Origin of the sequence: Streptomyces sp. ITFR-21 (assembly GCF_031844685.1) — a bacterium.
Lineage (GTDB): Bacteria > Actinomycetota > Actinomycetes > Streptomycetales > Streptomycetaceae > Actinacidiphila.
The window spans coordinates 4,530,247-4,555,990 of sequence record NZ_CP134605.1; the positions used below are offsets into that span (position 1 = coordinate 4,530,247).

Annotated in this window: 28 protein-coding genes; all 28 read right to left on the reverse strand. The window is 64.5% G+C overall.

What is annotated here, in order from left to right; translation table 11 throughout:
- Positions 1–15: 15 nt before the first annotated feature.
- The 28 genes from RLT57_RS20055 to RLT57_RS20190 all read right to left on the reverse strand — a co-directional run bounded on the left by RLT57_RS20055 (position 16) and on the right by RLT57_RS20190 (position 25,739).
- Positions 16–579, reverse strand: coding sequence for a crossover junction endodeoxyribonuclease RuvC (locus tag RLT57_RS20055; protein WP_311298777.1), 564 nt, complete (start codon positions 577–579; stop codon positions 16–18).
- Positions 579–1,052: a hypothetical protein gene (locus RLT57_RS20060; protein WP_311298778.1), complete on the reverse strand. Its 474-nt coding sequence runs from the start codon at positions 1,050–1,052 to the stop codon at positions 579–581. Before RLT57_RS20060 ends, RLT57_RS20055 begins: the two co-directional genes overlap by 1 nt.
- Positions 1,049–1,957, reverse strand: a complete 909-nt coding sequence (locus RLT57_RS20065; RefSeq protein WP_311298779.1) for a hypothetical protein — start codon at positions 1,955–1,957, stop codon at positions 1,049–1,051. The genes RLT57_RS20060 and RLT57_RS20065 overlap by 4 nt, the downstream gene beginning before the upstream one ends.
- A complete protein-coding gene (locus RLT57_RS20070; RefSeq protein WP_311300788.1) occupies positions 1,939–2,304 on the reverse strand; it encodes a WhiB family transcriptional regulator in 366 nt (121 codons plus the stop codon). The genes RLT57_RS20065 and RLT57_RS20070 overlap by 19 nt, the downstream gene beginning before the upstream one ends.
- Positions 2,304–2,618 (reverse strand): hypothetical protein, encoded by a 315-nt coding sequence (locus RLT57_RS20075; protein ID WP_311298780.1) that lies wholly within the window; start codon positions 2,616–2,618, stop codon positions 2,304–2,306. The genes RLT57_RS20070 and RLT57_RS20075 overlap by 1 nt, the downstream gene beginning before the upstream one ends.
- Positions 2,618–3,661, reverse strand: a complete 1,044-nt coding sequence (locus RLT57_RS20080) for a hypothetical protein (RefSeq protein ID WP_311298781.1) — start codon at positions 3,659–3,661, stop codon at positions 2,618–2,620. The genes RLT57_RS20075 and RLT57_RS20080 overlap by 1 nt, the downstream gene beginning before the upstream one ends.
- A gap of 66 nt (positions 3,662–3,727) precedes the next feature.
- A complete protein-coding gene (locus RLT57_RS20085) occupies positions 3,728–3,928 on the reverse strand; it encodes a hypothetical protein (RefSeq protein WP_311298782.1) in 201 nt (66 codons plus the stop codon).
- Positions 3,929–3,972: 44 nt separating this feature from the next.
- Positions 3,973–4,386 carry a hypothetical protein gene (locus tag RLT57_RS20090; protein WP_311298783.1) on the reverse strand — a complete coding sequence of 138 codons (414 nt, stop codon included), beginning with the start codon at positions 4,384–4,386 and terminating at the stop codon, positions 3,973–3,975.
- Entirely contained in the window at positions 4,383–4,751 is a 369-nt protein-coding gene (locus RLT57_RS20095) for a hypothetical protein (RefSeq protein ID WP_311298784.1), read from the reverse strand. Before RLT57_RS20095 ends, RLT57_RS20090 begins: the two co-directional genes overlap by 4 nt.
- 22 nt (positions 4,752–4,773) lie before the next feature.
- Positions 4,774–6,495 (reverse strand): DNA polymerase, encoded by a 1,722-nt coding sequence (locus tag RLT57_RS20100; RefSeq protein ID WP_311298785.1) that lies wholly within the window; start codon positions 6,493–6,495, stop codon positions 4,774–4,776.
- A 242-nt stretch (positions 6,496–6,737) separates the two neighbouring features.
- Entirely contained in the window at positions 6,738–7,466 is a 729-nt protein-coding gene (locus RLT57_RS20105; RefSeq protein WP_311298786.1) for a hypothetical protein, read from the reverse strand.
- A gap of 2 nt (positions 7,467–7,468) precedes the next feature.
- Positions 7,469–7,927 (reverse strand): hypothetical protein, encoded by a 459-nt coding sequence (locus RLT57_RS20110; RefSeq protein ID WP_311298787.1) that lies wholly within the window; start codon positions 7,925–7,927, stop codon positions 7,469–7,471.
- The gene (locus RLT57_RS20115) at positions 7,924–8,394 is read right to left on the reverse strand and encodes a hypothetical protein (protein WP_311298788.1); all 471 of its coding nucleotides are present in this window, start codon (positions 8,392–8,394) and stop codon (positions 7,924–7,926) included. Before RLT57_RS20115 ends, RLT57_RS20110 begins: the two co-directional genes overlap by 4 nt.
- A 105-nt stretch (positions 8,395–8,499) precedes the next feature.
- On the reverse strand, positions 8,500–10,086 hold the full coding sequence (locus tag RLT57_RS20120) for a DEAD/DEAH box helicase (protein WP_311298789.1): 1,587 nt from the start codon (positions 10,084–10,086) through the stop codon (positions 8,500–8,502).
- Positions 10,086–11,126, reverse strand: a complete 1,041-nt coding sequence (locus RLT57_RS20125; protein WP_311298790.1) for a toprim domain-containing protein — start codon at positions 11,124–11,126, stop codon at positions 10,086–10,088. Before RLT57_RS20125 ends, RLT57_RS20120 begins: the two co-directional genes overlap by 1 nt.
- A complete protein-coding gene (locus RLT57_RS20130; RefSeq protein WP_311298791.1) occupies positions 11,038–12,273 on the reverse strand; it encodes a DnaB-like helicase C-terminal domain-containing protein in 1,236 nt (411 codons plus the stop codon). The genes RLT57_RS20125 and RLT57_RS20130 overlap by 89 nt, the downstream gene beginning before the upstream one ends.
- A 151-nt stretch (positions 12,274–12,424) precedes the next feature.
- Positions 12,425–12,703 carry a hypothetical protein gene (locus tag RLT57_RS20135; protein WP_311298792.1) on the reverse strand — a complete coding sequence of 93 codons (279 nt, stop codon included), beginning with the start codon at positions 12,701–12,703 and terminating at the stop codon, positions 12,425–12,427.
- Positions 12,700–13,533 (reverse strand): phage antirepressor, encoded by an 834-nt coding sequence (locus RLT57_RS20140; RefSeq protein WP_311298793.1) that lies wholly within the window; start codon positions 13,531–13,533, stop codon positions 12,700–12,702. The genes RLT57_RS20135 and RLT57_RS20140 overlap by 4 nt, the downstream gene beginning before the upstream one ends.
- The gene (locus RLT57_RS20145) at positions 13,534–13,986 is read right to left on the reverse strand and encodes a hypothetical protein (protein WP_311298794.1); all 453 of its coding nucleotides are present in this window, start codon (positions 13,984–13,986) and stop codon (positions 13,534–13,536) included.
- Positions 13,983–14,642 carry an ATP-binding protein gene (locus RLT57_RS20150; protein WP_311298795.1) on the reverse strand — a complete coding sequence of 220 codons (660 nt, stop codon included), beginning with the start codon at positions 14,640–14,642 and terminating at the stop codon, positions 13,983–13,985. The genes RLT57_RS20145 and RLT57_RS20150 overlap by 4 nt, the downstream gene beginning before the upstream one ends.
- A complete protein-coding gene (locus RLT57_RS20155) occupies positions 14,639–15,175 on the reverse strand; it encodes a hypothetical protein (protein ID WP_311298796.1) in 537 nt (178 codons plus the stop codon). Before RLT57_RS20155 ends, RLT57_RS20150 begins: the two co-directional genes overlap by 4 nt.
- A 172-nt stretch (positions 15,176–15,347) precedes the next feature.
- A complete protein-coding gene (locus RLT57_RS20160) occupies positions 15,348–15,791 on the reverse strand; it encodes a hypothetical protein (protein WP_311298797.1) in 444 nt (147 codons plus the stop codon).
- A 91-nt stretch (positions 15,792–15,882) separates the two neighbouring features.
- Positions 15,883–16,758: a hypothetical protein gene (locus RLT57_RS20165; RefSeq protein WP_311298798.1), complete on the reverse strand. Its 876-nt coding sequence runs from the start codon at positions 16,756–16,758 to the stop codon at positions 15,883–15,885.
- A gap of 467 nt (positions 16,759–17,225) precedes the next feature.
- Positions 17,226–19,304 carry a hypothetical protein gene (locus RLT57_RS20170; protein WP_311298799.1) on the reverse strand — a complete coding sequence of 693 codons (2,079 nt, stop codon included), beginning with the start codon at positions 19,302–19,304 and terminating at the stop codon, positions 17,226–17,228.
- Positions 19,301–22,213 (reverse strand): hypothetical protein, encoded by a 2,913-nt coding sequence (locus tag RLT57_RS20175; protein WP_311298800.1) that lies wholly within the window; start codon positions 22,211–22,213, stop codon positions 19,301–19,303. The genes RLT57_RS20170 and RLT57_RS20175 overlap by 4 nt, the downstream gene beginning before the upstream one ends.
- 12 nt (positions 22,214–22,225) lie before the next feature.
- Entirely contained in the window at positions 22,226–23,011 is a 786-nt protein-coding gene (locus RLT57_RS20180) for a hypothetical protein (RefSeq protein ID WP_311298801.1), read from the reverse strand.
- Between the two features lie 10 nt (positions 23,012–23,021).
- Complete coding sequence (locus tag RLT57_RS20185; protein WP_311298802.1) at positions 23,022–24,545, reverse strand: baseplate J/gp47 family protein; 1,524 nt, start codon at positions 24,543–24,545, stop codon at positions 23,022–23,024.
- A gap of 99 nt (positions 24,546–24,644) precedes the next feature.
- Positions 24,645–25,739, reverse strand: coding sequence for a poly-gamma-glutamate hydrolase family protein (locus tag RLT57_RS20190; protein WP_311298803.1), 1,095 nt, complete (start codon positions 25,737–25,739; stop codon positions 24,645–24,647).
- Positions 25,740–25,744 lie beyond the last annotated feature (5 nt).

Below are 25,744 nucleotides of genomic sequence, written 5' to 3' on the forward strand. Positions count from 1 at the left end.
GGCAATTAATTCTCGTTATGCCGCCTTTTTGGTGGGCGGCTTCGGGTTACGGATCGCGTCGATAACGTCCTGCTGGAACTTCAGTTCCAGCGGCTTCTCTGTCTCCAGGTCGGCCGCAATGCGTGCCAGGGAGTAGGCGTCGGCGGCGTCGTGGCTGGAGGACTCGTGCTGCCAGCGCATGTAGACGGCCAGCATCATTTTGTCCTTGTCCGCCCGGCCCGAGCCCGTGACGTACTTCTTCACCGTGGTCGGGGCCACGGCGTGGAGCAGGTGCGGAGGGAAAACCTGCACGAGGGCCAGGCGCATGACGCCGCCCAGTTCTCCCAGCTCCTCGCGGCGGAACTTGCTGCCGTAGGCGTAGCCCTCGAAGCAGACCTGGCTCACGGTGCCCTGCTGGCGCAGGTTCACGAAGAGCTGGCGCAGAGTGTGGTGGACGTAGGCCAAGCGCTGCGGACCGACGCCGGCCTTGGACGGGGAGAAGTCGTAGACGTGCTCAGTGGCGGTCTTGGTGGCCGGGGTGAAGGCCACGATCGCGCAGCCGGAGTAGGACTGGTCGATGCCGATGTAGGAGCGGGGCATCAGACCCCCCAGCGGGAGGCGCGGGACTCTGTGTCGCGGCTGTTCTGCCGGCGGCTGAGATCACGAGAGCAGAACTGGGCACGGGCCTCGGAGTTGGCGTGCACCATGTCCAGCGCCTCGCACAAGCTCAGCGCGGCGACGTGCTTCTCCTCGTCAGCCTGCACCTGGGAATCGGCAGCAGCAGCGGCCTTGCGGCCGGCCACCGTCTTCTCCATCGACGCGTTCAGGGACGCGGTGGCGATGGAGTGGTTCAGGTTCTGCTTCGCGGCCTTCTCGTTGGCGCGGGCCTCGACCAGACGCATCGCCGCGTACGCGGTCCAGGAGACGAAGGTGCCGTAGAGGACCATCAGGTCTTGGTCGGTGAGTTCGGTGATGTCGCGGGGTAGTCCTGGCAGGTAACCGTCGGGCCGTTCTTCCTTTTCGAAGCCCAGTTTTTCGAGTTCGTCCCAGAGGCGATCTGCGGCAGTGCTCACTTCTGCTCCTTGAATTCGATGCACGAGGGGCAGCCCGAACGTCCATTGATGTTGCAGCGGGGCGCGGTGTCGGATTTCACGCAGTCGACGATCGCGGCGGCGGCTTCGATGAGTGGCTCCGAGAACCCCTCGTCGTAGGTGACGGTGAAGCTCTTCGTCTCCTGCGTCGACTTGAAGTCATAGAAGAAGACCGTTCGATCCACTTCGAGATCTTCAAAGTGCACGCAGAGATACATGTAGAGCTGTGTTTGACGCACGGCCGAAGGAAGTGGCCGGCGAAAGTCCCGCCACAGGCGCGTGAGGTCGGGTAGCTTGCCGAACTCCTCCGTCTCGACCATGTAGCGCTCAAGGAACTCAGGGCGTTCGTACCGCAGAGAACCGAGGCCGAGCGTCTTGATTTCGATGAGTGCGCTGTCCTGCGGGCTGTATCCGTCCGCCTTTCCGCCTATGCGGAGCGGGTCGGCGTTGAGGGGAACTTCGGCGTACTCGACACAGCGGCGGGATGCGGAGCAGACCCGGCAGCAGGTCGGGGTCTGGTCGTCCCAGAAGATCTGGTCGCAGGCCCGGCAGTGCCAGTCGCCGGCCAGGCGGCCCATCTCGGTGAACCAGCGCTGCCATTTCGAGTGGGTCTCGTGCCCTTCCTGGAAGATGTTCTCCCGAGTGAAGGTCGTCCTCCGCTTCTCCGCAGGCTCGGCTTGACGGCGCAGTCGGTGGAACGCCGCGAGGTGGCACCAGTCGGCCTTCACCATCTCGCTGGGGTGAAGGACGTCCTGACGCCGGCCGGAAGGCCGCATCGCCTTCTCCAGCACGTGCTTCTGCACGTCGCCGTAGAGCGGTTCTGCGGACTTGGTGGCGTTCAGGTACTCGGTAAGGGCCGGACCCCCCTTTACGACGCGGCTGGCCACTGACTCTCCTCATTGGTCGGGGGTTCGGTGTTTCCAGGGGGATGCCAGATCCAGCGTTCCGGCATCCCGGGGTAGCGCATTCGCATTTCCAGCCGGTCCCGCGCGGTCATTCCGCCCCAGACGCCGAAGTTCTCCTTGTTGAACATGGCTGTTCGCAGGCATTCGGTACGGCGAGGGCAGACCCGGTCGTCATAGGTGCCGTTGCATACGTCGAGTGCGAGGGTTTCGTCCTCGAAGAAGACATCGCGGTTGCGCGTGGGAATGAAGCTGTTGTCGCGGCATTTGGCCTCGCCCCGGTGGTGGATTCCGGACCAGTCGGGTGCGTTGACGAGAGCGCGAATTCCCATCACGTGTCCTCCTCGCGTTCGATGAGGCGAAGAAATGTTTCTTTGGAGAGAACGACCCACGTCCGGCCCTGCATGTCGACGGCGAAGGCCATGTCCCGCAGGTCGAGGAGGGCGTTTCTCTCGGCGTTGATCAGGTCTTTGTGGGTGAGGGAGAACCGCGCGGCGGAGGTGGTCTTGCACTCGATAGACCACGCCTGGTTCCTCACGTCGTTCTTGACAGCCCAGCCGTTTCCGGACCCGGCCGTCGTGGTGCCGCCGATCTCTCTGGCGAGACGTTTCTCCTGGTCGCGGGAGGCTTTGATACGCCGGTCCATCAGTCCTCGCCCAAGCGGATCGCATCCAAGACGTCAGCGCTCAACTGCTCCTGAAGATCGACGTCTTCCCGCATGGCGGCGGTCATCTTCTTGTCCCCGTGCCACTGATATTCGCGGTACTTGTACCAGGAGCCGTCGAGGCTGATGAGACCGAGAAGGATGCCCTGCGTGACGAGCTGGGATGCCAGATCGTATTCGCCGGCCAGGAAACCGGCTGAACTGTTGGCGAAGTAGAAGCGCAGGGAGGCGACTTGTTGAGGAGCCGCTGACTTCGACTTGAGAGTCTTGAGCTTGATGACCTGGCCGACTCGTACGGACCCACCGGTGCGTTTCTCGTCAATCCATTCGGTTCGACTGACCTCGACCCTCGTGTAATAGGCGTAGTTCTTGGCCTTGCCACCTGGGGAGGTCTTGGGTGTGGCGCCCGCCGGTGCCCATCCGCCGATCTGGTCCCGAAATTGGTTCACGATCAGGGCGAGCAACGGGCGCTCCTGCTCGACGAGCGAGCGGCGCGTGGCCTGGCCGACCTTGCGGAAGAACTTCCCGGTGACCCGGGCCCCGCTTGCCATCGTGGCCTGGTCCATGTCCTTCTCGGACTCGTCGTCGGCTACCAGGGCCGGGTAGCTGTCGAGCACGATCGCATCCACTGCGCGGGACTCTGCCGCACGGATCATCTCCGTATAGGCGTCCTCCATGGCGTTCGTCTCGAACACGATGACGCGGTCCACGTCCACGCCGAGCTTGGCTGCCCATTCGTGGTCGTAGCCTTCGGCCGCCACCCAGAACGTCGTGAAGTCGCGGTCCTGTTGCTGATTGGCTGCGATGGTCTTGTGCACGACGGTGGTCTTGCCCGAGGATTCGGCGCCGAGGATCTCATTCCACTGATTACCGGGCCACCCTCCCCCGAGCATCACGTCGAGGGAGAGCGATCCAGAGGTGAAACGGGGGACGGCAGGCATCCGCGATGCGAGAACTACCGATCCTGCGCCGTACTTTCTGTTGATCCGCGCCATGAGGGCCCGGGTCTCATCACTGAGCGGCATTCCCAAACCGTATGGAACGAAAAAAATACCGCACAGAGCCATATGGGTGAGCTATTTTCAGTTGTTTTAGCACCAGCTCGGATCGTCGTCAGTGCCCAGGCACACGTGCGTCCAGGCCGGCTCAGCGTCATTCGGGCCGATGCTCATGGCTGGTGTCGGTCGAGGTGATCGTGCGGGTGAGGTGTCGATGTCTTGCGCCGTGAGGACGAGAAACCCTCCGGCGGAGATGAGTGCGACGGCGGTGGCGATCACGAAGGCGCGCAGCATGAGGTCTCCCTGTATGAATGGATTCCGAGTGGAAGAACGTGCCGTCAGAGGCGGCCGATGATGGTCTGCGGGTTGTAGCCGGCGCCCTTGGCCTGATGAAGCGAGACCTTCTGAGGGGCCGAGGAGTTGTTGGCGATGGCGACGCCCTGGGTGCTGTTCTGGACGGGCCAGCCGCAGTCGAAGCACTGCGCCATTGCGTTGGGGGTGGGGCGCCAGTAGTGCTCACCCGTGCACGAGGGGCAGCGCTCGGCCTGCTGAGCGGACTGGGCGCGGTCGGTCTGGTATGCCCGCTGGAGTTGCTCGGGGGACGCCTGCGGCGCGGCCGGCGGGGTCTCGGGGCGGGTGTACGTGGGGTGCGCCCACCACGGGGTCCCGGAAGCGGTGAGGCCGGCCTGCGGGCGGGGGGAGGGCTGGCCGCCTTGGGCCTCGCGGAACTTGTTCAGCCAGAAGTCGCTCATGCCTTGTCTCCGATTTCCAGGATTCCCTTTTGCAGAAGGTGCGAAATCACGGCGGTGCATGCGGTGCGGGTGACGAAATGGAACATCGTCTGGGAGCGCTCGTCGCCGTCCTCCTCGTGCTCGCCCATTCGCGTCAGTCGGTAAAGAAGGTTGGCCGCGACGTCTGCGTGCGAGAGGGCGTCGGCGGCAACGGGAATGAAGTCCGCGATCCGGGCGTGGGACTGGTAGTGCTCGATCTCGTCCACGTCGGGCCCGGCCGGGACGAGCCCGAGAAGACGGCACACCTCGGCGTAGTCACTGCATGCGACTACGTCTCGGAGCATTCCCCGGAAGATGGCAGGTGCTTCGGCTTCGATATCGGGCATGGTTCCAGCCTAGGTCGGGTGATTATTTCGCTTCAGACCAGCGGTCGCAGATTTTTACGTCTGTGGTAACCGGGACGGAAAGGAGCTGCATTTCCGCGCCGGCCATCGCCTCGTGGAGGATCGTTGCGCCTTCCTCGGCGATGTCCGCCGGGCACATGGCCGCGATCTCGTCGTGGACGGTCAAGAGGATCTGCATATCGGGCAGGAGGCTCTTGTGCAGACGGACCAGGGCGCGCTTCGTCATGTCCGCGTTCGAGCCCTGGATGTGGGAATTGACGACCTGGCGTTCGGCCTTGGCGCGGCGGCCGTGGTCGTGCGACAGCAGGTCGGGCAGGCGGCGCTTGCGGCCAAGCAGGGTACGCAGGTACGGCTCCGGCCGGCGGGACCGGACGGTGCGCAACAGCTTCGCCTTGTACCGATAGACCTCGGGGAATTGCTTTTCGTGTGTGGCGAGGATCTGCTTGGCCCGGCGCAGCGTCGTGTGCGACATGTCGGCGACTTTCTGTGCGCCGGCGCCGTAGTTGATAGCGAAGGCGATGGCCTTGGCTACTTGCCTCATTTCCTTGGTGACATCCTCGGGAGCGACACCGAAGACGGCGCTCGCGGTGGCCGTATGGGCGTCGATGCCGTCATGGAAGCCCTGCCACAGCGCGCCTTTGCCGGCGAAGTGCGCGAGGATTCTCTGCTCGATCTGCGCGTAGTCAGCGACAAGGAGTTTGAACCCCGGGATGGGGTCTACCAGGTCCCGAATTGCTTTGCCCCAAACGGTGTCTGCCCTGGGCCAGTTCTGGACGTTCGGGGTCGAGCACGAGAACCGTCCGGTGACCGTTCCATACTGTTTGAGCATTGGGTGGATGCGGCCGTTGAAGATCTGTGTCGGCTTGTCCTCGGCTGGATTTCCGAGATACCCCTCCACGTAGGTGGAAAGGATCTTGCTGACGTCCTGGTAGCCGAGGAGCGCGCTGACGAACTGGTTGCGTCCCTTGTACGGTTCCAGGGCTTCGGCGTCTGTGCTGGGGGCGCCTTTTTTCGTCAACTTCCTCGGCTTCAGGCCCTGTTCCTCGTAGAGGATCTTCTGCTTCTGCGGGACGCTGCCGATGTTGAAGACGTGGCCGGCGGCGCGGTACACCTCGGCTTCGGCGTTCTCCATCTCTCCGCGCAGCCTGGTGCGCAGTTCCCTGAGAGCGGCGATGTCGATGGGGACGCCCTTGCCCATGTGGAGGAGGCAGTGCAGGACGTCCATCTCCAGGGCCCACACGTCCTCCAGGCCCTCGGCCGTGATCTTCGGCCGCATGTCCTTCCACTGGAGCCATGTGGTGCGGCCGTCGAGCCAGGCGTAGTCCTGGACCTGGCCGAAGGCGTGCTTCTCGACGCACTTGCCGGTGTCGTCGTGGTCGTAGTCGAGGTGGTACCGCTCACGGTCGAGGGCCTTCAGGCCGATGAGACGGTTTTCGTTGAGCATCCACGCGGCGACGATGGTGTCCCCGTACGGCGGGGGTGGAAAGCCCCGGCCCGGGAAGTACTTGGCGACGCTCAGCAGGTCGAATGGCGCGTTGTGGGCGACCTTGATGCGGTCGGAGAAGAAGAGGTGCTCCAGGGCGCCGAACACCTGCGAGGGGCGGAGCTGTTTGGGTGGCTCGTCGAAGAGCGCTGGGAGGTGCTCCCATTCCCCGGTCTGCTTGTTTTTTCGGCGGGTTGCCTTGCGCACCAGGTTGTACCCGTTGGGGTGGCCGAGAGGAATCACCGAGCACGCGCCGTCGGTGGACAGAGAGAGCCAGGTGACCTCGTTGACGGCCGGCACCCCACGATGGGGGCCCGTAGTCTCGACGTCGAAAGCGAAACCGTCGCGCGCCTCGAAGTACTCGATGACGTCATGGAGTTGGTCGACTGTGGTGACGAGCTGGTGCACGGAACGTCCCTCTGGTCGAGAAACAGCCCGCCCCGGGGTGTGGGTCGGCACCCGGGGCGGGCGGTCGGCGGGGTCGGTCAGCTCTCCATCACCAGGTCGACCACTTCGGACATCGCCTCTTCGTCGAGCTTTTCCTTGACGACATCGCCCCACTGGTGGCCTTCGGCCAGGAACGCCGCCAGGGCCTCTTCAGTGAGGGGCTCGACGTCGTACTCCTCGTAGAGATCGCGCTCCTTGACGCGCTCCAGGGTGTACTCGACGCTCTTCTTCTTCGTCTCTTTCTTGATCGTGAAGTAGAGGTCCACCCTGTTCAGCGGGCCGCGCTTGGGGTCGGTGGCGATGTCCTTGAGTTGGCGGGCCACCTTGATGCCGGCCTCCCAGACCTTCAGCGCGGGCGTGTCCGGGTCTTCCAGCGAGATCACGTCGAAGCAGGCGCTGAAACGTTTCGCCTTGTCACCGATCTGGCAGAGCGGGCAGTCCGGGGTGCCCCAGCAGCGCACGCTCTTGGAGCCGTCCTCGATCTCGTCGATCCAGTGCGAGTTGTAGACGTCGAAGGGGCCGTCGCCAAGGATCTTGATGACGGTGGCCTCCTCCGTCACCTTCAGGTACATGTCGGAGCCGGACGCGGAGGCGGCCTTGTCCATGGCGTCCCAGCCGGCCATCTGGGTCGGACCTCCGGCTCCAGTGGCGACGACGCGACCCGTTACTGCCTCGCGCTTCCCGACTTCGAAGCCGGCTTGTTCGGTCTGAGACGTCGTTCCGGGCAGTTCGCGCCGGCGGCGGCCGTAGGTGCGGGTCTCGGGCATGTTCAGCTCCAGTCCTGGACGGGGTCGGGGAGGGCAGCACGTGTCGCGACAAACAGCTCGCGGCATCTTTCGGGGAATTGGGTCTGGGATATGAAGCGCTGGGTGCCCGAAAGGATGCCTTCCTCATAGGCGATGAGGACGACTCCCTCGATCTGGCGCCTGGTATAAAGGCGTCGGCGACCGTTCTTGGATTCGCTGTTGTAGATCCAAGTCGCGCCGGGAAAGAGACCGCTGGATTCCCACTTGTAGATAGTTTTCGGTGCGCGCCCGAGCGCGTTCGCGAGGTGCGAGATGGCGAAGAACTCGCGGTAGAAACCGGAGATCTTCTTGTAGACGGGGTCTTCGTCCCAGTGAGGGGAATCGGCGGCTTGGACGCTCTGTGTGGGATGGGCAAGCCCGACGGGTCGGTGAGTCCCGGGGTAGACGTCCAAGGGCCGTCGGGGTGGGCCGATGCCGGTCATGTCGTGAGCCCCCGGAAAGCCCAGGACTCCTTCTGGACCATGATCTGATCCATGTCCTCCTCGGTGAGCGCGCCTTCCTGGAGGAGGACGTACAGCTCGTCCGCGTCGAGCGTGGGTACCGGCGGGAAGGCGCGGTGGTAGACGGTTTCGCCACGTGCCTTGGTAATCCGCTCGGCCGCTTCGAGGTCGGCCACGATTGAGACGCGGCGCTCGCGCTTGATGCGGACATATTCGGTATCGCCGACTGGGATGGGGAAAGGGAGGTCGATGTACTGCGACCCCTTGTGGTCGGCGTATCCCCGAGCCTGGACGGCGGAGGCCACGGAGTCGCGGAGCTTGTTCATCCGCGTAGTGAGTTCTGTCTGCTGAGCCTTGAGGATCGCCCATTCCCGAAAGGTCGGGATGACCGGGTCGAACGGGAGAGGCCGGGTTTCTGGTGCCGTGCTGTCGAGATGCTCTTCGGGCACGTATTGCTCCCAGGGTGGTGCTTGCGGGAAGGAGCTACTCGCAATGCTCCGGTCCGAAAACCCTATGAGCCCGAAAAATCGCAGCCAATCGGCCAAACGAGTGGCTTACTGAACATTTTCGATGTGCTCGGAGAGCGACTCGACGTCCATGTCCAGGGCGCCGGTGCCAGTGCCGTCGACAACTGCTTCGGACAGGCGTCGGCGCAGAAGAAGGGTTGCCTGGACGCGTTCTTCGACGGTGTCTTCGACCACGAGGCTGGTGACGTGGACACGCTCGAATTGAGACGAGGCGCGTACATGGCGCGTGTTCCTCTGTGACAGAACACCGTTGGAGTACGGCAGATCGTAATTCACGAGATATTGGGCCTCGGGGAGATCAAGACCGTACCCGCCGGCGTTCGTGGAGATGAAGAGGCGGCATTCCGGATCGGTCTTGAACCGAGCGAGGACGCCCGCCTTCTCGTCCGAGGTAAGCCCGCCGTGGAAGAGCGCCAGGTCGCCGTACTTCTCCAGACGCTCGGACAGGTACGGCAGCATCTTGCGATAGTCCGTGAAGATCGCCGCCTTGGTGCCGGGCTCGGCAAGCATGGTGCCCACCAGCTCGTCCAAGAGGGTCAGCTTCGGCGAGCTGTACAGGTCAGGCAGGTCATACCGCCGGGCGGCGAACTCGGCAGCGTACTGGGAACCCCCGGTGCCTTCGTGGTACGCCACGGCTGAGTCCATCAGGAGCTGCGGGTGGTCGAGCAAGAGGCGTGCGGCCTGGAGGCGAGCCATGAGCTTGCCCTGGGGGCCGAACCCCGCCCCGGACTTGAGGCCGGCGTAGTAGGCCGCGATATCGAACTCTCCGCCGGCTTCGGCCAACTCATCCATGGCGGCCTGGAGGTCGGCGAGGATGGCCTTGTAGATCGACCTGGTCGTCTTGTCGAGCTGTACGTATCGGGTGGTCTCGGCGACCTCCGGCAGGTACTTGGCGACCTCGGGGTCCAGACGGGATTTCCGGATCATCGCCCGGGAGAGGTTCTTGTGGAGCAATCCGAGATTCTTGTAACTGGAGACTCCGCCGAAGAAGTTCCTGTTGATGTAGGACTTCTCAAAGAGGTCCCAGCGGCCCAAAATTTTTGCGTTGACCCACTCCATGATGCTGAATACTTCTTCTGGACGGTTTTCAACGGGCGTGCCCGTAAGGGCGATGCGAACCGGTGGCCGGAGTTTCTTGACGCGCTTCGTCGTCTGTGCCGAGAAGTTCTTGATGGCGCTCGCCTCATCGAGAACCAATGCATCGCCGGGCAGGGCGCACAACTCTTTCCAGTCGTGCAACACAGCTCCGTAGGAGACGATCACGTAATCGGCGTGCTGCGCAGTTTCCCATTGAGCGCGACGCTGCTTCGGGGTGCCGTTGACGACGGTACACACGTCCTCGGCGGGCACGACGAGATCCATTCCACGCAACGTGACGGTGCGCGTGGGTGTATCAGTGAACTGCGCGATGGCCTGGGCCCACTGCCATTTCAGGCTGGAGGGCACCATGATGACGCAGCAGCGGATCTCACCCTGGCCGAAGAGATCCTCCAGTGCTGCGAGAGTGAGAACGGTTTTTCCGGTACCCATGGAGTAGGCGACCAGGATACGCCGATCAGAAAGGATTCGGTCGACCGCTTCGTGCTGGTAGGGGAAGAGGGTGCCGGTGAACATCAACGCCTCCTACGCCATGGGTGGTGCGCGTTCCCGTACGCGGAGAGCGCGTCGGTGTCGCTCATGTCGCCCAGGTCTTTCGCCGTGGTGTGGCTGTATTCGAGGTATTTCATCGGAAGTCCGCGAGGCCGCCAGCGGTCATGGATCTTGTCCCGCGACGTGCGGCCGGCAGAGTCGTTGTCGAGGCCGAGAATCAGGTTCCGGCACCGGGACTTGAGAAGGCGCATCTGAGCCTCCGAGACATGCGCGCCGAAACTGGAGAAGGCACCAGGTATCCCCAGGGTGTACGCGCGCACGACGTCTAGAGGAGACTCCAGCAGCAGTGCGCTGTCTCCGCTCCAGGTGAGGTCGCCGAAGAGAGTGAGCGATTTGCGGATTCCTGTTGGGTAGTTGAGAAAGAACTTTCGTCCCTTCTCCTGCCAGCCCCACAGCTCTCCGGTGAGCGGGTCTCTGATCGGCAGAATCCAGTGGCGTGTCTCGGTGTTCCACAGGACACCGAAGTGCTGGCACGCCTCCGGGCTGACCCTGCGCCGTTCGCATGCCCTCTGCGGCGGCGGCGTGAAGAGCGCCAGCGACGCCTCGGTGACGCGGACAGCGTCGTCGACGGCCGGGGTCGGCCCGGTGTCCTCGACGGTGCGGTAGACCCCCAGCCGGGCGATCCATTGGAACGCCTCGATGCGGTTGAACCCGAGCCCGTCTTCGACGAGTTGGATGAACGGGCCTGCGTAGCCGCAGGAGAAGCAGTGGAACAGGCCGGTGGAGCTGTTCACGGAGAAGCTGGGTCGGCGGTCCCGCTTTCCCGTGAGGGACAGGTGGGCCGGGCACCTGGCGAGGTACTCGGTTGAGTCGGGTTTGCTCAGCTCTCGCAGTAGGTCGATACCCAGGGCTCGCATCGCGGCGGGAAGGTCGTGAGGGACGGGATTGGCGAAGGCAGCCAGGCTGTCCCAGAAGTCAGTAGGGGAGGTCGGACTCAATTTCCGCCTCCTCGAACTGCGGCGGCTCCCACGAGATGGAGATGAGATGCTCCTGGGGTGGCGCATTCCGGCTGGCGAGGACTTTCATCCGGTAGAAGAAGTCCTCGTCGGTGGCCTCCATTCCGACGACCAGGTCAGCGTCCTGCACCCAGGCACTGGTGTATCCAAGACTTGATGCTGTGAGTCCCTTCGCTCCCACTTTGTGGGCCAGGGACTGTGTGGTGACCACCACAGGAAGGTCGTTGTTCAACGCGAGCTTCTTCAGACCCCTGGAGATATTCGTAAGCGCGAGGGGAGTCTGGGACTCGCGGCTGATCTCGTCGAAGAGGAAGTACGCCCCGTCGATGAAGACGACCGAGGGGGAGAGCTGGTCGATTTTCGTTTGAATGCCGGCGATGGTCATGGCGCCGGCCCTGTCTTCGGTGACGATGTACGGCTGTTCGCCGAGGGGGCTGCTCAGCGCCGCTTCCAGGACACGCCATTCCTTGGCCGTGAGCTGCCCTGTCTGGAGCTTCTTCGGATTTACCTTGGCCAGGAAGCCGTCCAGTCTCCTGGAGATTTCCGCATACGGCATCTCGAAGCTGACGAGAAGCGGCTTGGCCCCGTAGTCGTACGCAGAGCGCGTCATGCCGAGCATGACGGTGGTCTTGCAGCTCTTGGCGAGGCCGGTGAGGACGATCATCTGCTGGGGCTGGATTCCAAGCGTGACCTGGTCGAGGAACCGGAATCCGGTGGGGATGCCCAGCAGTTCGCCCGGGTTGTCGCGCGCTTGTCGGTAGAGGTCCAGCCGCTGGGCTCCGGTGGCGGCGTAGTTGATTTCGCGCGACCCGGCCGTGGCGGTGGTTGCTTGGGCGAGCATGATGCGGAGAAGGGGGAGCGCGGCTTCGCTGCCGCCCTTGTCCAGGGCCTCGCCGACGGCGCCCATACCCAGGTCGATGATCGTGCGGCGTCGGCTCTCGTGCAGTTCGCGCAGCAGGTAGTCGATGGGGCCCGAGCTGTCCTCGGTGAAGGGAAAGGTCGGGTGGTCGCGGTGGATCACTTCGGGTGTCGGGGACTCGCCGAAGTCGGCCTTGAAGGCAAGGATGCTCTGGAAGACCTTGCGTGTGGCGGGGTCCAGGAAGTGCTCGGGGGTGACGCCGGCCTGACCGACGACCGTGTCCAGGTCGCCGGTCAGGGCGATGTACGAGATCACCTCCTCCTCGATGGTGCTCATGTCACGTCCCGGTCTGCGGGCGGCAGTTGTCGATCGGCGGCGGGCTGGCGGCACTGGTCTGGGTAGTCGCAGAGGCAGTCGCCCTCCGACCAGAGGCAGCAGGGTGTGCGTTCCTGACAGGTGTCCGGGTCGGGGCAGTAGTGCCGGTGGCTCACTCGACCTCCAGCAGCGTGAGGGGCCCCACTTCGAGTTCGAGGTCGCCCAGCGCGATTGGGCCGTGGCACCTGTCGTCCACGACCGGTTCCAGGGTCTGGATCGGCGGGGCGCCCGATTGGAGGGTGATGACCACGGCCCAGGCGACCAGGGGCATTTCCTCGTAGCCGTCCAGGCCGATCTCGGACCGGAACCGGACGAACTTGTTGGTGTCGTCCGGGATGATCTGGGTGGTGATTCGGCGGTTGTCGCAGGCGTCGGGCCGGTAGTCGATCACGGGCGGCCACCACCCTGGGTGAGGGGGCGGGCAGTCCGTGTGGGGAGCCCGTGCCGGACCGCAGGAACGTTTCTCCTGTCGGCGAGATCACGAATGATCTTCCGGATGACTTCCATGCCCTTGGGGGTGATGTAGACCGTGTACGTGGTCCGCGCACCGCCGTCGTCCTGCATGCGGCTGTAGACCCTGGTGGCGAACAGGCCGGCGTCTGCGTAGCGAGCGGCTACGTCGTAGTAGCTGTCGCCGTATGCGTTTCGATGCCGGAAAATGAAGCCCTTCTCCAGCAGCAGCGTTCGCAGCCCCTTCTCCCTGAGCCCGAGGAGCTTGGCGGCCTCGCGGACGAGGAGGTACTTCTCCGACGCGAAGTAGGCGTCTGCCGCTTCCACTTTCGGTGCGGCGGCTTCGAGCTGCTTTTTCGTCGCCTCAAGTTCTTCCCACTGCGCTGCGGCGAGCAGGAGTGCGTCGCCAAAAGTTCGCGGGGTGTCGAAGGCGGCCTTGTCGGCTCCGTAGCCGCCGGTCCGGCGAATTTCCGGCAGAACCTCTCCGGTGATCCACTTCTTGAACGCCCTGGCCTCGGCCTTCCGGCTGCGCAGGATCATCGAGTACAGGCCCGACTCATTGATGACGGACATACGCTGGTCACCGCCGGGGGTGCTCACAGTGTGAGCCCCCTTCTCGTCGTCATCGAGGCCACGCAGTGCGGCGTCGGGCCGCTCCATTTCGAGCACGCTGCACACGTCGCGGGCGACCCACCAGGGGGCGCCGTTGATCATGAGCACCCGCACGCACTTATTCGTCTCGGGAAATACCAGGGGGATGACGTCGGCCATTTACAGCACCTCTCGGATCAGCTCTGGGGACTGCGGGGGGACGAGAAAGCCCTTGGGGCCGTACAGGAAGGCGTGTGCTGGGACGCTGTGGACGATCCGGGCGACGTCGGCCAGCAGCGCGATGGTGCGGCTCATGTGCACGGGCTGGTCGACGAGGAACCGGGCGTGGGGTACGCACTCGCGCTCCAGGCGGCGAGGCAGGTGAGCGGCGACGTCCCGGGGCAGGTAGGTGACGACGGTGACGGGCCGGTCGTCCTCCCACAGGCCCCACAGCGCCTGGACGGCCTTGGGGTTGGTCTCGTACAGCCCCAAGGCGGCGGCCGGCCGGTGCCAGCGCTGCCGGCGGGCGAACCGCTGCGGTGTGTACCGACCGCCGGGGACGCCGAGCAGCTCTTCCCAGACGACGTAGACCCCGGGGGGCACCGGTGCGTCGTCGAGGTCACCGCCGATCACTGGTCGCCCCGGCGGTAGCTTTCGCCGGTGAAAATCTCGCGGCGGGTGCACTGGTCCATGAAGCTGCGTAGCGCCTTGGAATAGCGGGCGGCCCAGTCGTCGCCGGACAGGTTCGTCGTGATGAGGGTCGGCCGGCCCTCGTCGTAGCGCTGGCGCAGGAGCTTCTCCAAGGTGTCCTCGGCGAACTTGCTGTCGGTGCTGTGCTCGTGTCCGACGTCGTCGAGGAGGACCACGTCGGCCCACTGGACGCGCTCGACGGCGTACTGCCAGCGCGAGACGCGCTCGGGATCGACGGATTGATCCGCACGCAGAAGGCTTCGCTCGCGCTCGATGTGCTCGCTGTACCGGGAGGCGTAGACGCTCACGCCCCACCGGCGGCGCAGTTCGCAAAGGACGGCGGCGGCAAGGGTGGTCTTGCCGGTGCCAGGGTGGCCGGCGAAGAGCAAGCCGCGCCCGAAGGCGTTGCTGGTGGGCAGGCCCCTCCAGTTCTTGGACTGCTGGGCGCGGTAGCCCTCGACGTAGATCCGGGCCTTCTTGATCGAGCTGGTGTCGCCGCTCATCTCTTCGACGTCGTTGAGGGTCAGGCCGCGAAGGCGCAGCGGGATTCCCGTTCCGACCCAGCGCGCCTTTTCGGGGTCCATCTGGGTGGTGATCATGTGCTGGACCCCCAGGAGGCGGTGAAGTTGTCGTCAGTGGGGGCGTCGGACCTGGGAGCTTCCTGCCAGGTGCTGTACTCCTCGGCGGTGACCGTGAGTCCCGTGCTGCGCAGGTCGCGCAGCAGTTGAAAGCGGCGCCACTTGAAGTCCCACACGTAGGGCCTGGCGGGGGCCTTGCCGGCGAGACGAGTGACGTACAGGTCGACCAGGGCGCGGCAGTCGTCCGGGCTCAGGCCGGACTCGCGCCGCAGCTCCGAGAACACGGCGACCAGGGCCTGGCGGTTGCCGATCTCCAGACCGCCGGCCCAGCTCAGCGGCGGGCAGGAGTTGGTGAAGTAGTCGGCGAGGCCGGGGAGGCTGTCGGGGCCGTACGGACGCCCCTTGGAGCGCCGTTCACGGCGTTGTCCGGTCTCCGGCGGGGTCCAGCGAGGTTGGGCTGGCGCGGAGGGCTCCGGCTCCCCCTGGAGCATGTTCCGGACGATGGCCGTGGCGTCGAGTTCAGCGTCGGGGTCGTGGATGCTTTTGCGGGCCATGTACTTCTCCTGGCTGTGTGGCGGGCCAGAACTGCCCCGAACGAACGTTCGTGGGCAGCTAATAGAAACCGTAGGTTTCTATTTGCCTAGCTATTTCTTGAGCTAGGGCTTGTGCTTCAGCGCGTATGCACGCGCTCGACGTGTCAGTTGCTGCGTCACCGGAGTTACTCCGTCAGACACTGGAAGCCAGTGCCTCCAACTCCCGATTGGTGGCGACGAGTTGGGAGATGGCCTTGTCGATGAGCTGTTGCTTCGAGCTGCCGGCGAGGGCTGCCTGCACCGGGCCGAAGGGCGATGAGATGTCGACGGACGCGATCCGGACTTGCGTTTCAGTTCGGGCCCCTGGCCAAGACAAGACGCGCACTAGCCCGATGTCGCGCAGGTCCCGTACGGCGCGAGTTGCAGTGCGTAGGCACACGTACATCTCGTCGGCGAGGGCCTGTTGCGTGATGTACGCGCAGGACCAGCCGGTCTCCGCGTCGTAGCGGGAATCGGCGTTGGTTACGAGGCTTGTATAAGCGAGCCGGGCGCGCTCGGGAGCGCGGCCGAGGATGTCCTCCACCGAGACGGGAAGTTCGGGCCCATTTTCGCCGCCGTCGCAAAACGAGGGGTGCATGCTATTCTCCCTGTGAATGCAGATGTACTGGCGTGGCGGCCAAATTCGATATGGCCCCGGCGGACCCCCCTCCGCCGGGGCCATTCGCGTGCTACGCGGGAACTCGGCGCTTCTGGACGCCCTTCGGCGGCCGACCTCGGCCGGCCGGGACCCAGGCGTTCTTCTCGGGGTCGAAGATCTCCAGTCGGGTCTTCTTGGGCTCCCCGTCCTCGGCGGGAGCCTCGGGCTTCGGGGCCAGGAGGGAGCGGCCGTGGATCAGGGACTCACGCGTGTCGGCGATTCGGGCCAGGAGGCCCTCACCGATGCTGTCCAGAAGCTCTTCCGCCTGAGTGAAGGCGTCGACCACCACGGCGATCTCCTGGGCACTGAGAACGACGTCGGGCCCGTCGGGCACGATGGCGAGGGCCGTCTGTCCGTCGTTCTCGTCTTCGAGGGCTGAGGCGCCGGGGGGCTCGTGGTCGGGAAGGTGGCGCCAGGTCACCTCCAGCAGCGCGCGAGCCAAGTCGTACGCCGGCAGCCCGGCACGTAGTGCGGCTGCGGCGACCTGCGCGGTGGCCTCGTCGAAGGTCTCGTTCTCGCTGATCACGAGGAGCATGCCGTGCTCGCTCTTGACGAGCTGGTCGACGAGCGCAGCGCCCACGTCGTCCACGATGTCGATGTCCTCGGGCCGGTCGACGTGGCCCAGGACATCCACGGTGCGGTCATTGCCGGTCTCGTCCCAGAGGACCCGATACGGCAGCTCGCAGCGCACGGCCCACTCCCAGACGGAGTGGACGCCCTTGGAGGTGATCGAGCCGCCGGCCGGCAGGAGCACAGCCAGGTCGTACTCCTCGGAAGGGGCGAAGTACCCTTCGCTGTCCTCGGGGCCGAACGCGAACTGGTCGTTCAGGGAGTCGCAGACCAGTGCCGGAGACGCCTCTCCGGAACCGAAGATGCCCAGCGTCACCGGACGCTTTCCACTAGCCATATTTTCCTCACATGTGTTGATGTGCTGGACGGAAGAGATAGTGCCTTCCAGGTCCGACGGAAAATAGGGGTGTCGTGACCGATTCTGATGAATCCACTCTGTCGGCGCAAAGGAACTCGAAAGGGTGAGACACCCCGCCTGACCTCTAAGGACCCGGCATTGGCATCCCCCGTCTGGCTCTGCCTCGGACGAGAGCGGAAATGTTTTGTGTCTCACTCCAACGGCGCAGCATGGAGAGTGCGCCAGACAGGGAAACCGCAGCTACCGGTAGAAGGAAGGTTCGGTCCACCCAGTGGTCTAGCGCCAGGGCGGCGCCCAGCGCGGTCGCGGACTTGACGTAGCCAGCGAGGGCGTCTGGCAGGCGCAACAGCATGCACGCCGGTCGTACAACGGGAAGCAGGAGGCATTCCCAGGCGAAAAACGTGGCCAGTGCGAGCACGATCAGATGTGTCATGAGGGCCCCTGTGTCAGGGGGCGCTCGCGTACACGATCCGGTACGAGGCGCCCACGCCCAATTGGCGCTGAATGATCTGGTCGAGACGGTACTGATTGACTCTTTTTCCCCGGTAATAGTGCGAGCGCGAGTTCCCTGGATCGCCCTCCCACAGGTAGTCACCGCTTGGCTGGCTTCCGTCGAAGTACGGGGCCACTTTGTCGGCTTCCTCCAGAAGGAATTGATCGAGCAGGAAGGTCAACGGGCCCACATTCGGGAAAGGCCCGTGCTTCACCCGTGCCTGATAGACGGCGCCGTTGTAGGCGACCCGGTTTCCAACCTCGTACGTGGCTGTCTGGGTCCAGCCCGGGTAGCCGGCCGGGTCGACATCGAGAGGCGTCCACACGGCGCCGTTGCTGTCGGGGATGACGGCCTGATAGACCGACGCCACGTCGTCCGCCGCGTAGCCGACGCTGACCATCCCGGACCCGCCGAAGGTGGGGCTGGTCTTGAAGGTCACTGCCAGACGGAACCAGCTCTGGTTCAGCCAGGGGTCGAAGAGTGGGCTGCTGGTGCCTCGCACGAGCTGGGCGCCGTTGTTGGCCCAGATCGTGATCGGAACCGGGCACAGCGTCGGCTTCACGTACAGGCTGGCCGTGTAGACCGTTGAGGGCTTCAGGCGGCTGATGAGTGCGTTCTGCCCGGTCACCGTCGTGATGCCGGTGCGGGGTGATGTTCCGCTGATCAGGGTGGCGGTCGGCGCGGTGTCGATGTTGAACTGTGCGGCGTTGCCGACGATCCCGGCGCCGGTCGACAGCGTGAACGCCGCCGTGATGCTGGGGTCCTTCACCAGGTTCCAGCCCGAGACACCGTTCTGAAAACTCGGGTTGGTGACGTAGTTCACGCGGGTTGCTCGGAGTTTGAGGATGAGTTGCCGAGGCGGTTGCCAGGCGCGTGCAGGACTGGCGCCCGCCTTCTTCGTCGACAACGTCGAGGGAATCCAGATGCGGTGCTCGTCGGCGTAGAAAACGAAGCGGGAGGCACCACCCGAGGTGATGCGTGGGACGACGGCCGCCCAGGCTGCGTTGTCCTCCATCAGGAGTTGGGACGTGGCCTGTTGCCACTTGAAGCCGCCTGCCGTGGTCACGCCGGCTCCTGACGCCTGGGTCCCGATCAGGTTGAAGGAGGCGTCGTAGCGGAGGATGGCGCACTGGAAAACCTGGCCGGCGACCTCGGTCGCGGCCGAGATCTGTGCTTGGTAGACGACGCCGGGCTCTACCCGTACGAGGGCGGCCTGGAGGGGCCGCAGAGTCAGGGTGGCCGGGGCGGGGACGGGGGTGCCCCCCACATCCGTGCTCGGAGTAGTACCGGGCAAGGCGTCGTCAGTGCTGAAGGCTCGGTACTTCACATCGGCGTAGGTCTGCCGCCGGTTGCTGAGGTTGGGATAGGTGCCGAAGTTCGCGACCGCCGTGTACGAGTTGGCCGGCGGGGGAGACTGATAGACGAATTTCCCGGCGTAAGTGCCACAGGATGCCCGTTCGGTACTGCGGCTGTATGACATGTAGTCGGTTTCGCCGGTTGCTGCCACCGGCTCGTAGAGCATCCGGCCCTCGTAGCTCGCCTGCTCCAAGCTGAACAGGTTGGAACCGAACTGATTGCTGTCCGCGTCCAGGCCGGGCGGCGTCTTCTCGAACTGCACATAGGCCAGTTGCTGAGTTTCGTTCAAGGCCATGTTGGTGGACGTGATGCCAAGCCTTGCCAACTCGAAGACACCATAGATACGCCCCAGAGGCCCCGGTACGTATTCACTATTGGGCACAGTGATCGAGAGCGAGAGCCGCTTCCACTGACCCACCGTGTCTCCTGTACCCCCGGGGCGGTAAACACCGGAGGTCACGTGGGTGAAGGCCGGGTCCGCGTAGACGACAGGGCCATAGGGGACGAGGGCGAAGTCGGCGAATGCGCCAGGTACGCTGGACTGGCTCACCGTGCAGGCGCCGTTCCCTGCACTTGCACCGGCGAGCGATATTTGTGTGATGAGGCGCAGAGCGGGATCGAAAGCGCCCCTGCTGGTGCTCGTCCCGGAGAAGGTGACGGGAATGGGCATGGTCATGAGCGCAGCCTTTCCAGCAAACCCCATCCAAGGGCGGAATTGTTCCGGGTATCGCTGACAGTGGCGAGAGTGCGCCAACTTTGTCCCGGGATACGGGACTCCACCAGGATGTCCGCTGCGCGATTCCTGACCCTGAATCGCTCGCCTGACTGGACCGGAGTCCACGTCGCAACCTCAGTGACCGTAACTCCGGTGACGGCCCCGGAAGTGAAGGTCAGTTGGGTGTAGGTGAGCCGATCCCGAGAGGCAAGCCAATAGTTGGTGGCGTTGTAGCGGAAGACAACACCGTGCTCCATCAGGCCGGCGCTGTTGTCAGGTGCGGACATGAACGTGACGTAAAGCTGTTCGCCTTGATGGCCGGACGGCGGGTCGTACACCCAGTTGCGGTAGAACCAGAGAATCCGCCCGGCCTTCTTTTCGTTGTCTGACGTCGAGTTCCAGGCCGTGGGACGCACAACGCCGCGCCCGTTGCTCCACGTTCCGTAAGAGACGTTCCATGGAATAGGAACGCCCTGCTGGCCCGCGGCTGGCTTGACGTAGCCCGCGGGGGCATTTCCCGTGGACTGCGGGTACGCGAAGTTGTGCAACTCAAATCGGTCGTAGAGGAGTTGGGCATCGGAGCCAAGAAAACCGGTTCCACCGAAGACGCCGTAGGAGTTGTAGAAATTGATGAATATGCGTACGTCCTCGCCCGAAGCAGTCGCGGTGCGGTTGTGGTAGAGACTGACCGTGTATCGCTGGGAGTTGAGGCCGCACCAGCGCCACCACTGATTATCAGTGTTGTACCCAGTGGGGAATATGCCGAGAGAGGGCAGGGCGGCTTCGTATAGGTGTCCGCGCCAGGCAATACGGTCACCCTGCCTATACGATCGCGTGGCCGACCAGGAGATCACCTTCGGCGTGTAGATGGAATCCGTGATGATGCGGCTGATCTCGGGCGACGTGTTGGCGCTGTACGGAGTGAAAGCCCACTTGTCGGGATTGAGATCCGGCTGGCGACCGACAGATTGCGCCTTGGCCATATAGACCGGCGGCTTGCTCCAGCCCAGCGGATTCCAAACCACGGCCTGGCCCGCGAAGTACGTGTTTGTGGGGTCCCAGGCGGGAGCCTTGACCGGGCCGGACAGGAAGACTTCACGGGTGCCGGCAGCGGTCTTGGCCGTGTAGTTGAGCGCGTTGCCCGTGCCCGGACTGCTGGTGCCAGAACGTGCGCCTTGCGGCGAGATCCACCAGTCGGGGCTCAGACCCGAAGACACGTCGGGGTTGGTGGCCCCGCCGGAGATCGAGAGGTTCCAGCTCCCGTAGCCCCCGGTGAGAGGGTTCTGCTCGGTGAGAGTGTCCTGGAGCGAGTTCGGCGTCAGAGCCTGCCAGTAGGTGGCTGACAAGGGGTCGCCGGTCGGGGGGACGTTCAGGTTGATCCCGCCGCCCTGGATCATCCAGTAAGACGCTGTGATCCCGTATCCGGTCGAGAGGGCGTTCTTTCCGGTCACGGTGAGTTTCAAGGTGTTGCCCGTTGGCGTCAGGCTGTAATTCCCGATCAAGCTGATCGGGATGAGCTGGCGCGAGGGGCTGTAGAGGTCGAGGGGCGGCATGGTGACGGCGGCACCGTTCACCGTGGCGGTCACGATGCCTCCGGCGGGGTCGCCCACGGCGACCAGGAGGACGTTGTAGGAGCCGGCGCCGCCGCTCGCGGCATTGAACGTGAAGGTCATTGTGTCCCCGGGAGCCGCGCCGTCCAGGTGGACGTAGCCGGGGTACGGATCGGCGACTTGGTCGGGGTCGCGCACGATGGTGCCCGCCCCGGTCCTGACGGGATTCGACCCGGTGTAGGACAGGTACGCCGACTCCCGCCTGGGGGTGCCGATGGCCGCGTACAGCTCGCCGCCGTACTGGACGATGTCGCTGTAGAGCTGGCTGCCGGCAGTCGTCGAGTACACCGTGTCGCGCGCCCAGGCTGGGAACTGGGGGCTGGCGAAACTGGCCTCGTCGAGGTCGTGCAATTCGTTGTAGCCAATGGACACGTCGGCATCCCAGCCGGTAATGGCTCTGACAAGCGCTGCGGTTGAAGCGGTGCTGCCCCGGTCGCGCTGAATGAGCGCGGCGTCACGCACGTAAGTCCTGCGCAGCTCGGGCAGCGTCGGGAGCCTGTCGGCGATTCCCATCTGCTGTGCGAGCAGGGTGACTTGCCGGTCCGTGCACTGCAACACGTCGTTGAGGCGCAGTAGCTGGTCGTGCTCACACTTCATTACGTCGAAGAAATAGCCGAACAGCGAGCAGAAGCGGGCGAGTTGCTCATTCACGGGAATGCTCGACGCGGTTGATTCGACGGTCTCGACCTTGTACGGACGCGGAATGTTGTCATACAGAAGCAGGCTGTTCCCAAATTCCGCGACTGCCAGGCCGACTCCACCACCGCAGCGCACCCACTGCTCACTGATTCCCGAAAGAGTCCAGTAGGTCGGATTCAGGTCGGGAGGAGCGCCGGGGCCGGCCTTTATGCTGATGTAGACACCAGAGTTGTAGGTGACCAAGTCTCCGGGGTAGTAGGTGATGGTGTAGTCCCACGTGTCCGGTGCCGTCGATACAAATACGCCGTAGTAGTACACCCGCCCGGGGACCACGGTGTCGTCGAGGAATGTTCCGGTGTCCGTTCCGGCCGAGGTCTCCAGAACCACCCAACCGTCGTCTTCTGTATCCGGGACGCCGTAGGAGTTCCGAATGAGTCGCAGCTTCGTCCACGCCTTGACCCCGGCCAGGATCTGAGAGGCAGCGGCCTGCACCGGGGCGCCCCATGTGACCTCCAACGCACCGAAGCCTCGTTGCTCGACGAACACGGTGGAGTCGAAAGCCACGAAGGCAGGTGCGCCGTAGAGGGTTTTCGAGTAGATATCGAGTTCGTAGACGCCCACAGTTAGCTCACCTCACGTCAGGTCGCGCACGAAGGAGAAGCTGACGGTGGCGTTCGCACTCACGGAGGCGGAGACGAGGCCGTGCTGGGAGATCTGCACCTGCATGGTCGTGCCGGCGTTCCACCGCCCCTGCCAGGCCATGTTGATTCGATGCCTGATCCAAGTGCGCGTTTCAACGATCGAGTCCTGACCGGCGACTTCCTCAGATCCGCGCATGAGTCGCACATGCACGAAATGGAAGTCGTTCGCGTGTTGCGTCGTGGAGTCGGCCCAGACGTTTACCGTCACTTCCCAGAAGCCCGATACGGGGCAGGCGATGGTGGAACCGCCGTGGTACATCTTGTTCGGGTCGTAGTCGGCCGCGCCCCATTTGAAGGGTGTCCAGGACTCTTCCCCGGTGGGTACGTGCATTCCCGGGGCACGGATTACTGCGGCGGCGGGCTTGCTGGGCTTTGTGCCGGACTGACCAACAAGGAGTTGGGTCATCAGAGTCAGCCAGGTCGTCTGCTGCTGGATCGTCTTGATCCTGTCTGAGACGTCGGTGAAGGTCTTGGCAGCTCCGAAATTCGCCACGGGAGCCGGTGTTTTGAGTGTCATGGACCCGGGAGGCGGCGGCCAGATTCTCGGCTGAATGGTGCTCGGAGACCAGCCGACCCAGGTATGCGGGTTCGCGCCGACGGTGCGCTCGACGGCCGCCAACTCGTTCTGCAAGTCGTTGACGTGAGCGGCCCAGATCGTGTCGACCTGGTCGACCTTCGGGGTCCAGGACTTCACCGACATCGGGTAGACAGCAGGCATAGCGTCGCTCCTATACTCCGCCGCTGGCGGTGACGCTGATACTTCCGACGATGGGAATTTCGCTTTCGCGGCAGATGACGTCGGCTGTACCGCTCTGCGGTAGATCGGAGCGAGCCATGAGCTGAATGACGACCCAGTCCACGCCGGGGACTTCCTGTACCGCGTGGTAGAGGTGGGAGATCGAGATCCGCGAGGCGAATGTGGTTTCCGGAGGTGTGAAGACCTCCTGGATCGCCTGCTGAACCGCGAGTTTCACTGTGTCGCGTCGATAGCGGGGCAGGACCGACAGCAGCACTGGGAGGGAACCGGAGCCGATATTGACGGGGATCAGACTGCCGTTGACGACGTTGACCACGACGCCGGACAGGGCCCGCTCCTGTACGTACTGCGCGACGGAGTCCCGCTGCCCCTCGCTGCTGGGAATGTTGTTCGGGCCGATGACGTAGATGGTCACCGCGCCGGCTGAGCGGACCACGGCGCGGGCGTCGGCGACACCGGCGACTGCCAGGGCGAGATCGGCGTAGTCCTGGGCGGAGACCGCGCGGCCCTGTGTGCGGAAGAGCCTGGGGGCGTTCTCGCGGATCTGGTCGGTCGGCTCTTCGTCGGCGCCGCCGGCCATCGGGGCGGAGCCGACCACGACGACGCCGGGCAGGGCGTCGGCGAGGTCCACGATTGAGCCCTGGGGGACGTTGCCGTACGCGCCGCCGCCGGTGCGGTAGGCCGCAGCGAGCTTGATGCCGGTGGCCGGCAGGGCACCGGTGGTGCCGTCGCCGAATGCGACGTGGGTGATGCCCTGGTCGTCGGTCTCGGCGGTGAAGACGAGGTCACTGTCTCGGACGAGGAGAAAGTCCCTCACGCGGGTCCACTCGGTGCCCCCCACTCCGTCGTCGAGGAAGATCCGCACGGTGTCCAGGAGGACGGGCGACTGCGCCAGCGTGAAGGTCTGGGACTTCGTGCCGTCGCTGGTCCCGATGTCTTCGACCCGGACCGTGGTTCCGGGGTCGCCGGACGTCGAGGGATAGAGCACGAGGTTCCGGTCGCCTTGCGTGCTGCCTTCGACGACAAGACCCACGACCTGCGGCACGGGAGTCGTGTAGGCCGGCACGATGACGGGAGACGCCAGCTCGTAGGTGATGGGTCGGTCCAGGCTCGGGATGTACTCCGTGATGACCTGCGTGCCGGTGTCCAGGATCAGGGGCGAGACCAAGCCGGGTGCCGGTGAGAAAGCCACCTGTCCGGCGGCCGGGATTGCGGGCTGCGGTTGGTAGCCGAGCTGCTGTGCGATCGCGACGACAGAAGATCGCTGAGTGGCGGTCGCGAGAAATGATTCGTTGGCGATACGATCTTGGTAGAACGAGATGATGTCGCCTACGTACGCGAAAAGCTCGATCATTACCACGCCAAAATCGGCGGGGGACCGAGAGGTCCATTCCGGTAGTGCCTGCGTCGCGTACTGGAGCAGCGAATCCCGGTATCCGGTGAAATCACGCGAGGTGTAGTCGATCTGCGCGACGGCTCCGCTGTCGACAGCCACGGGACACACTTCCCTTCCGGTACCTCCAGCGGAACCGAATGAGAAACGAGTGCTGGCCTGATAGTGGGATTCTACGGATGAGAGGGACTGCCCCGTTAATTACTGCGGGGTGGAAACCACCGTGCCGCCGACCAGCACGCCTACAGTGCGGGTATTGTCGCGCTCAGCTCCGGGGACGTCAGCGCGGCCTACCTGGACGTTGATGTTGACGGCACCGAGGGCTTCGTTTACATCGGCCACGATGGCGGACACAACGGCGGACGGCTCGAACTCGGCGACGGCGTCAAGGACGGCGCGCTGAAGCTGGTCGTTGGCGACATCGGCGTTGACTGCGAAGAGCGCCGTCGAGGTGGGGACGCCGTAGGTCGCGCGCATCACGCGTTCGCCGGGCAGTGTGCCGACCAAGGCGTGGACGCGGTCAAGGAGCTGCTCCCGCGCGTCGGTGGTTGCTGCGACCCCACCGGAGTGGTCGATGGCGAAGGGGACGCGCATGGCGGTGCTGACGGCCTGGTCGACGGGCGTGTAGGGCTGGACTGCGACCGAAGCGACGTCGTCGGTGATCGAGTCGACCGGCATCAGCGCACAGGCTCTGCGGACGGCATCCCCGAAGGCGAAGAAGGCCGGCTGTCGGTTGTCGGGCTGGCTGACGGCGCTAGACGAGAGGTCGCCGCCCGCGTAGAAGGATTTGCGCAGGCTCAGCGAGAGGTCGAGCTGAACGCCCGCCCTTGCCTTGTTGCGGTTGCAGATGTTCTGCACGTCGTCGCCGGCGAAGCTGATCGGAGCCCGGTCGGTCTGGAAGCCGGCGGCCTCCAGCTCCTGAACGATCAAGGAGATCAGGACCGAGTCGAGACCACTGATGTAGGCGACTTGCTCCGATTCGCGCTGGTCGTCCACACCGTGCCAGACCACGGTGCGGCTGGAGTTTCCGGTGTTCACGACGCAGAACGGCTCGTCGAACCCGGTGGAAGGCAGCGCGAGGGAAGGGGCTGTGAGGTCGCTACGTGCTTCGAAGGAGTACCACGCTCCCTCGTCGCCGGCGGCGTATGCGGCGAGCTGAGAAGTGGGGGCCTCGATCCCGCCCCCGTGGATGGCCGCGTGCAGGAGATAGACACGTGTGCCATAGCGGTTCTTGATGTCGTAGTCGATGCCGAGCGTGTTGGCGGCAGCTAGGGCACGGAAATTGGGGTAGGCCACTGTCT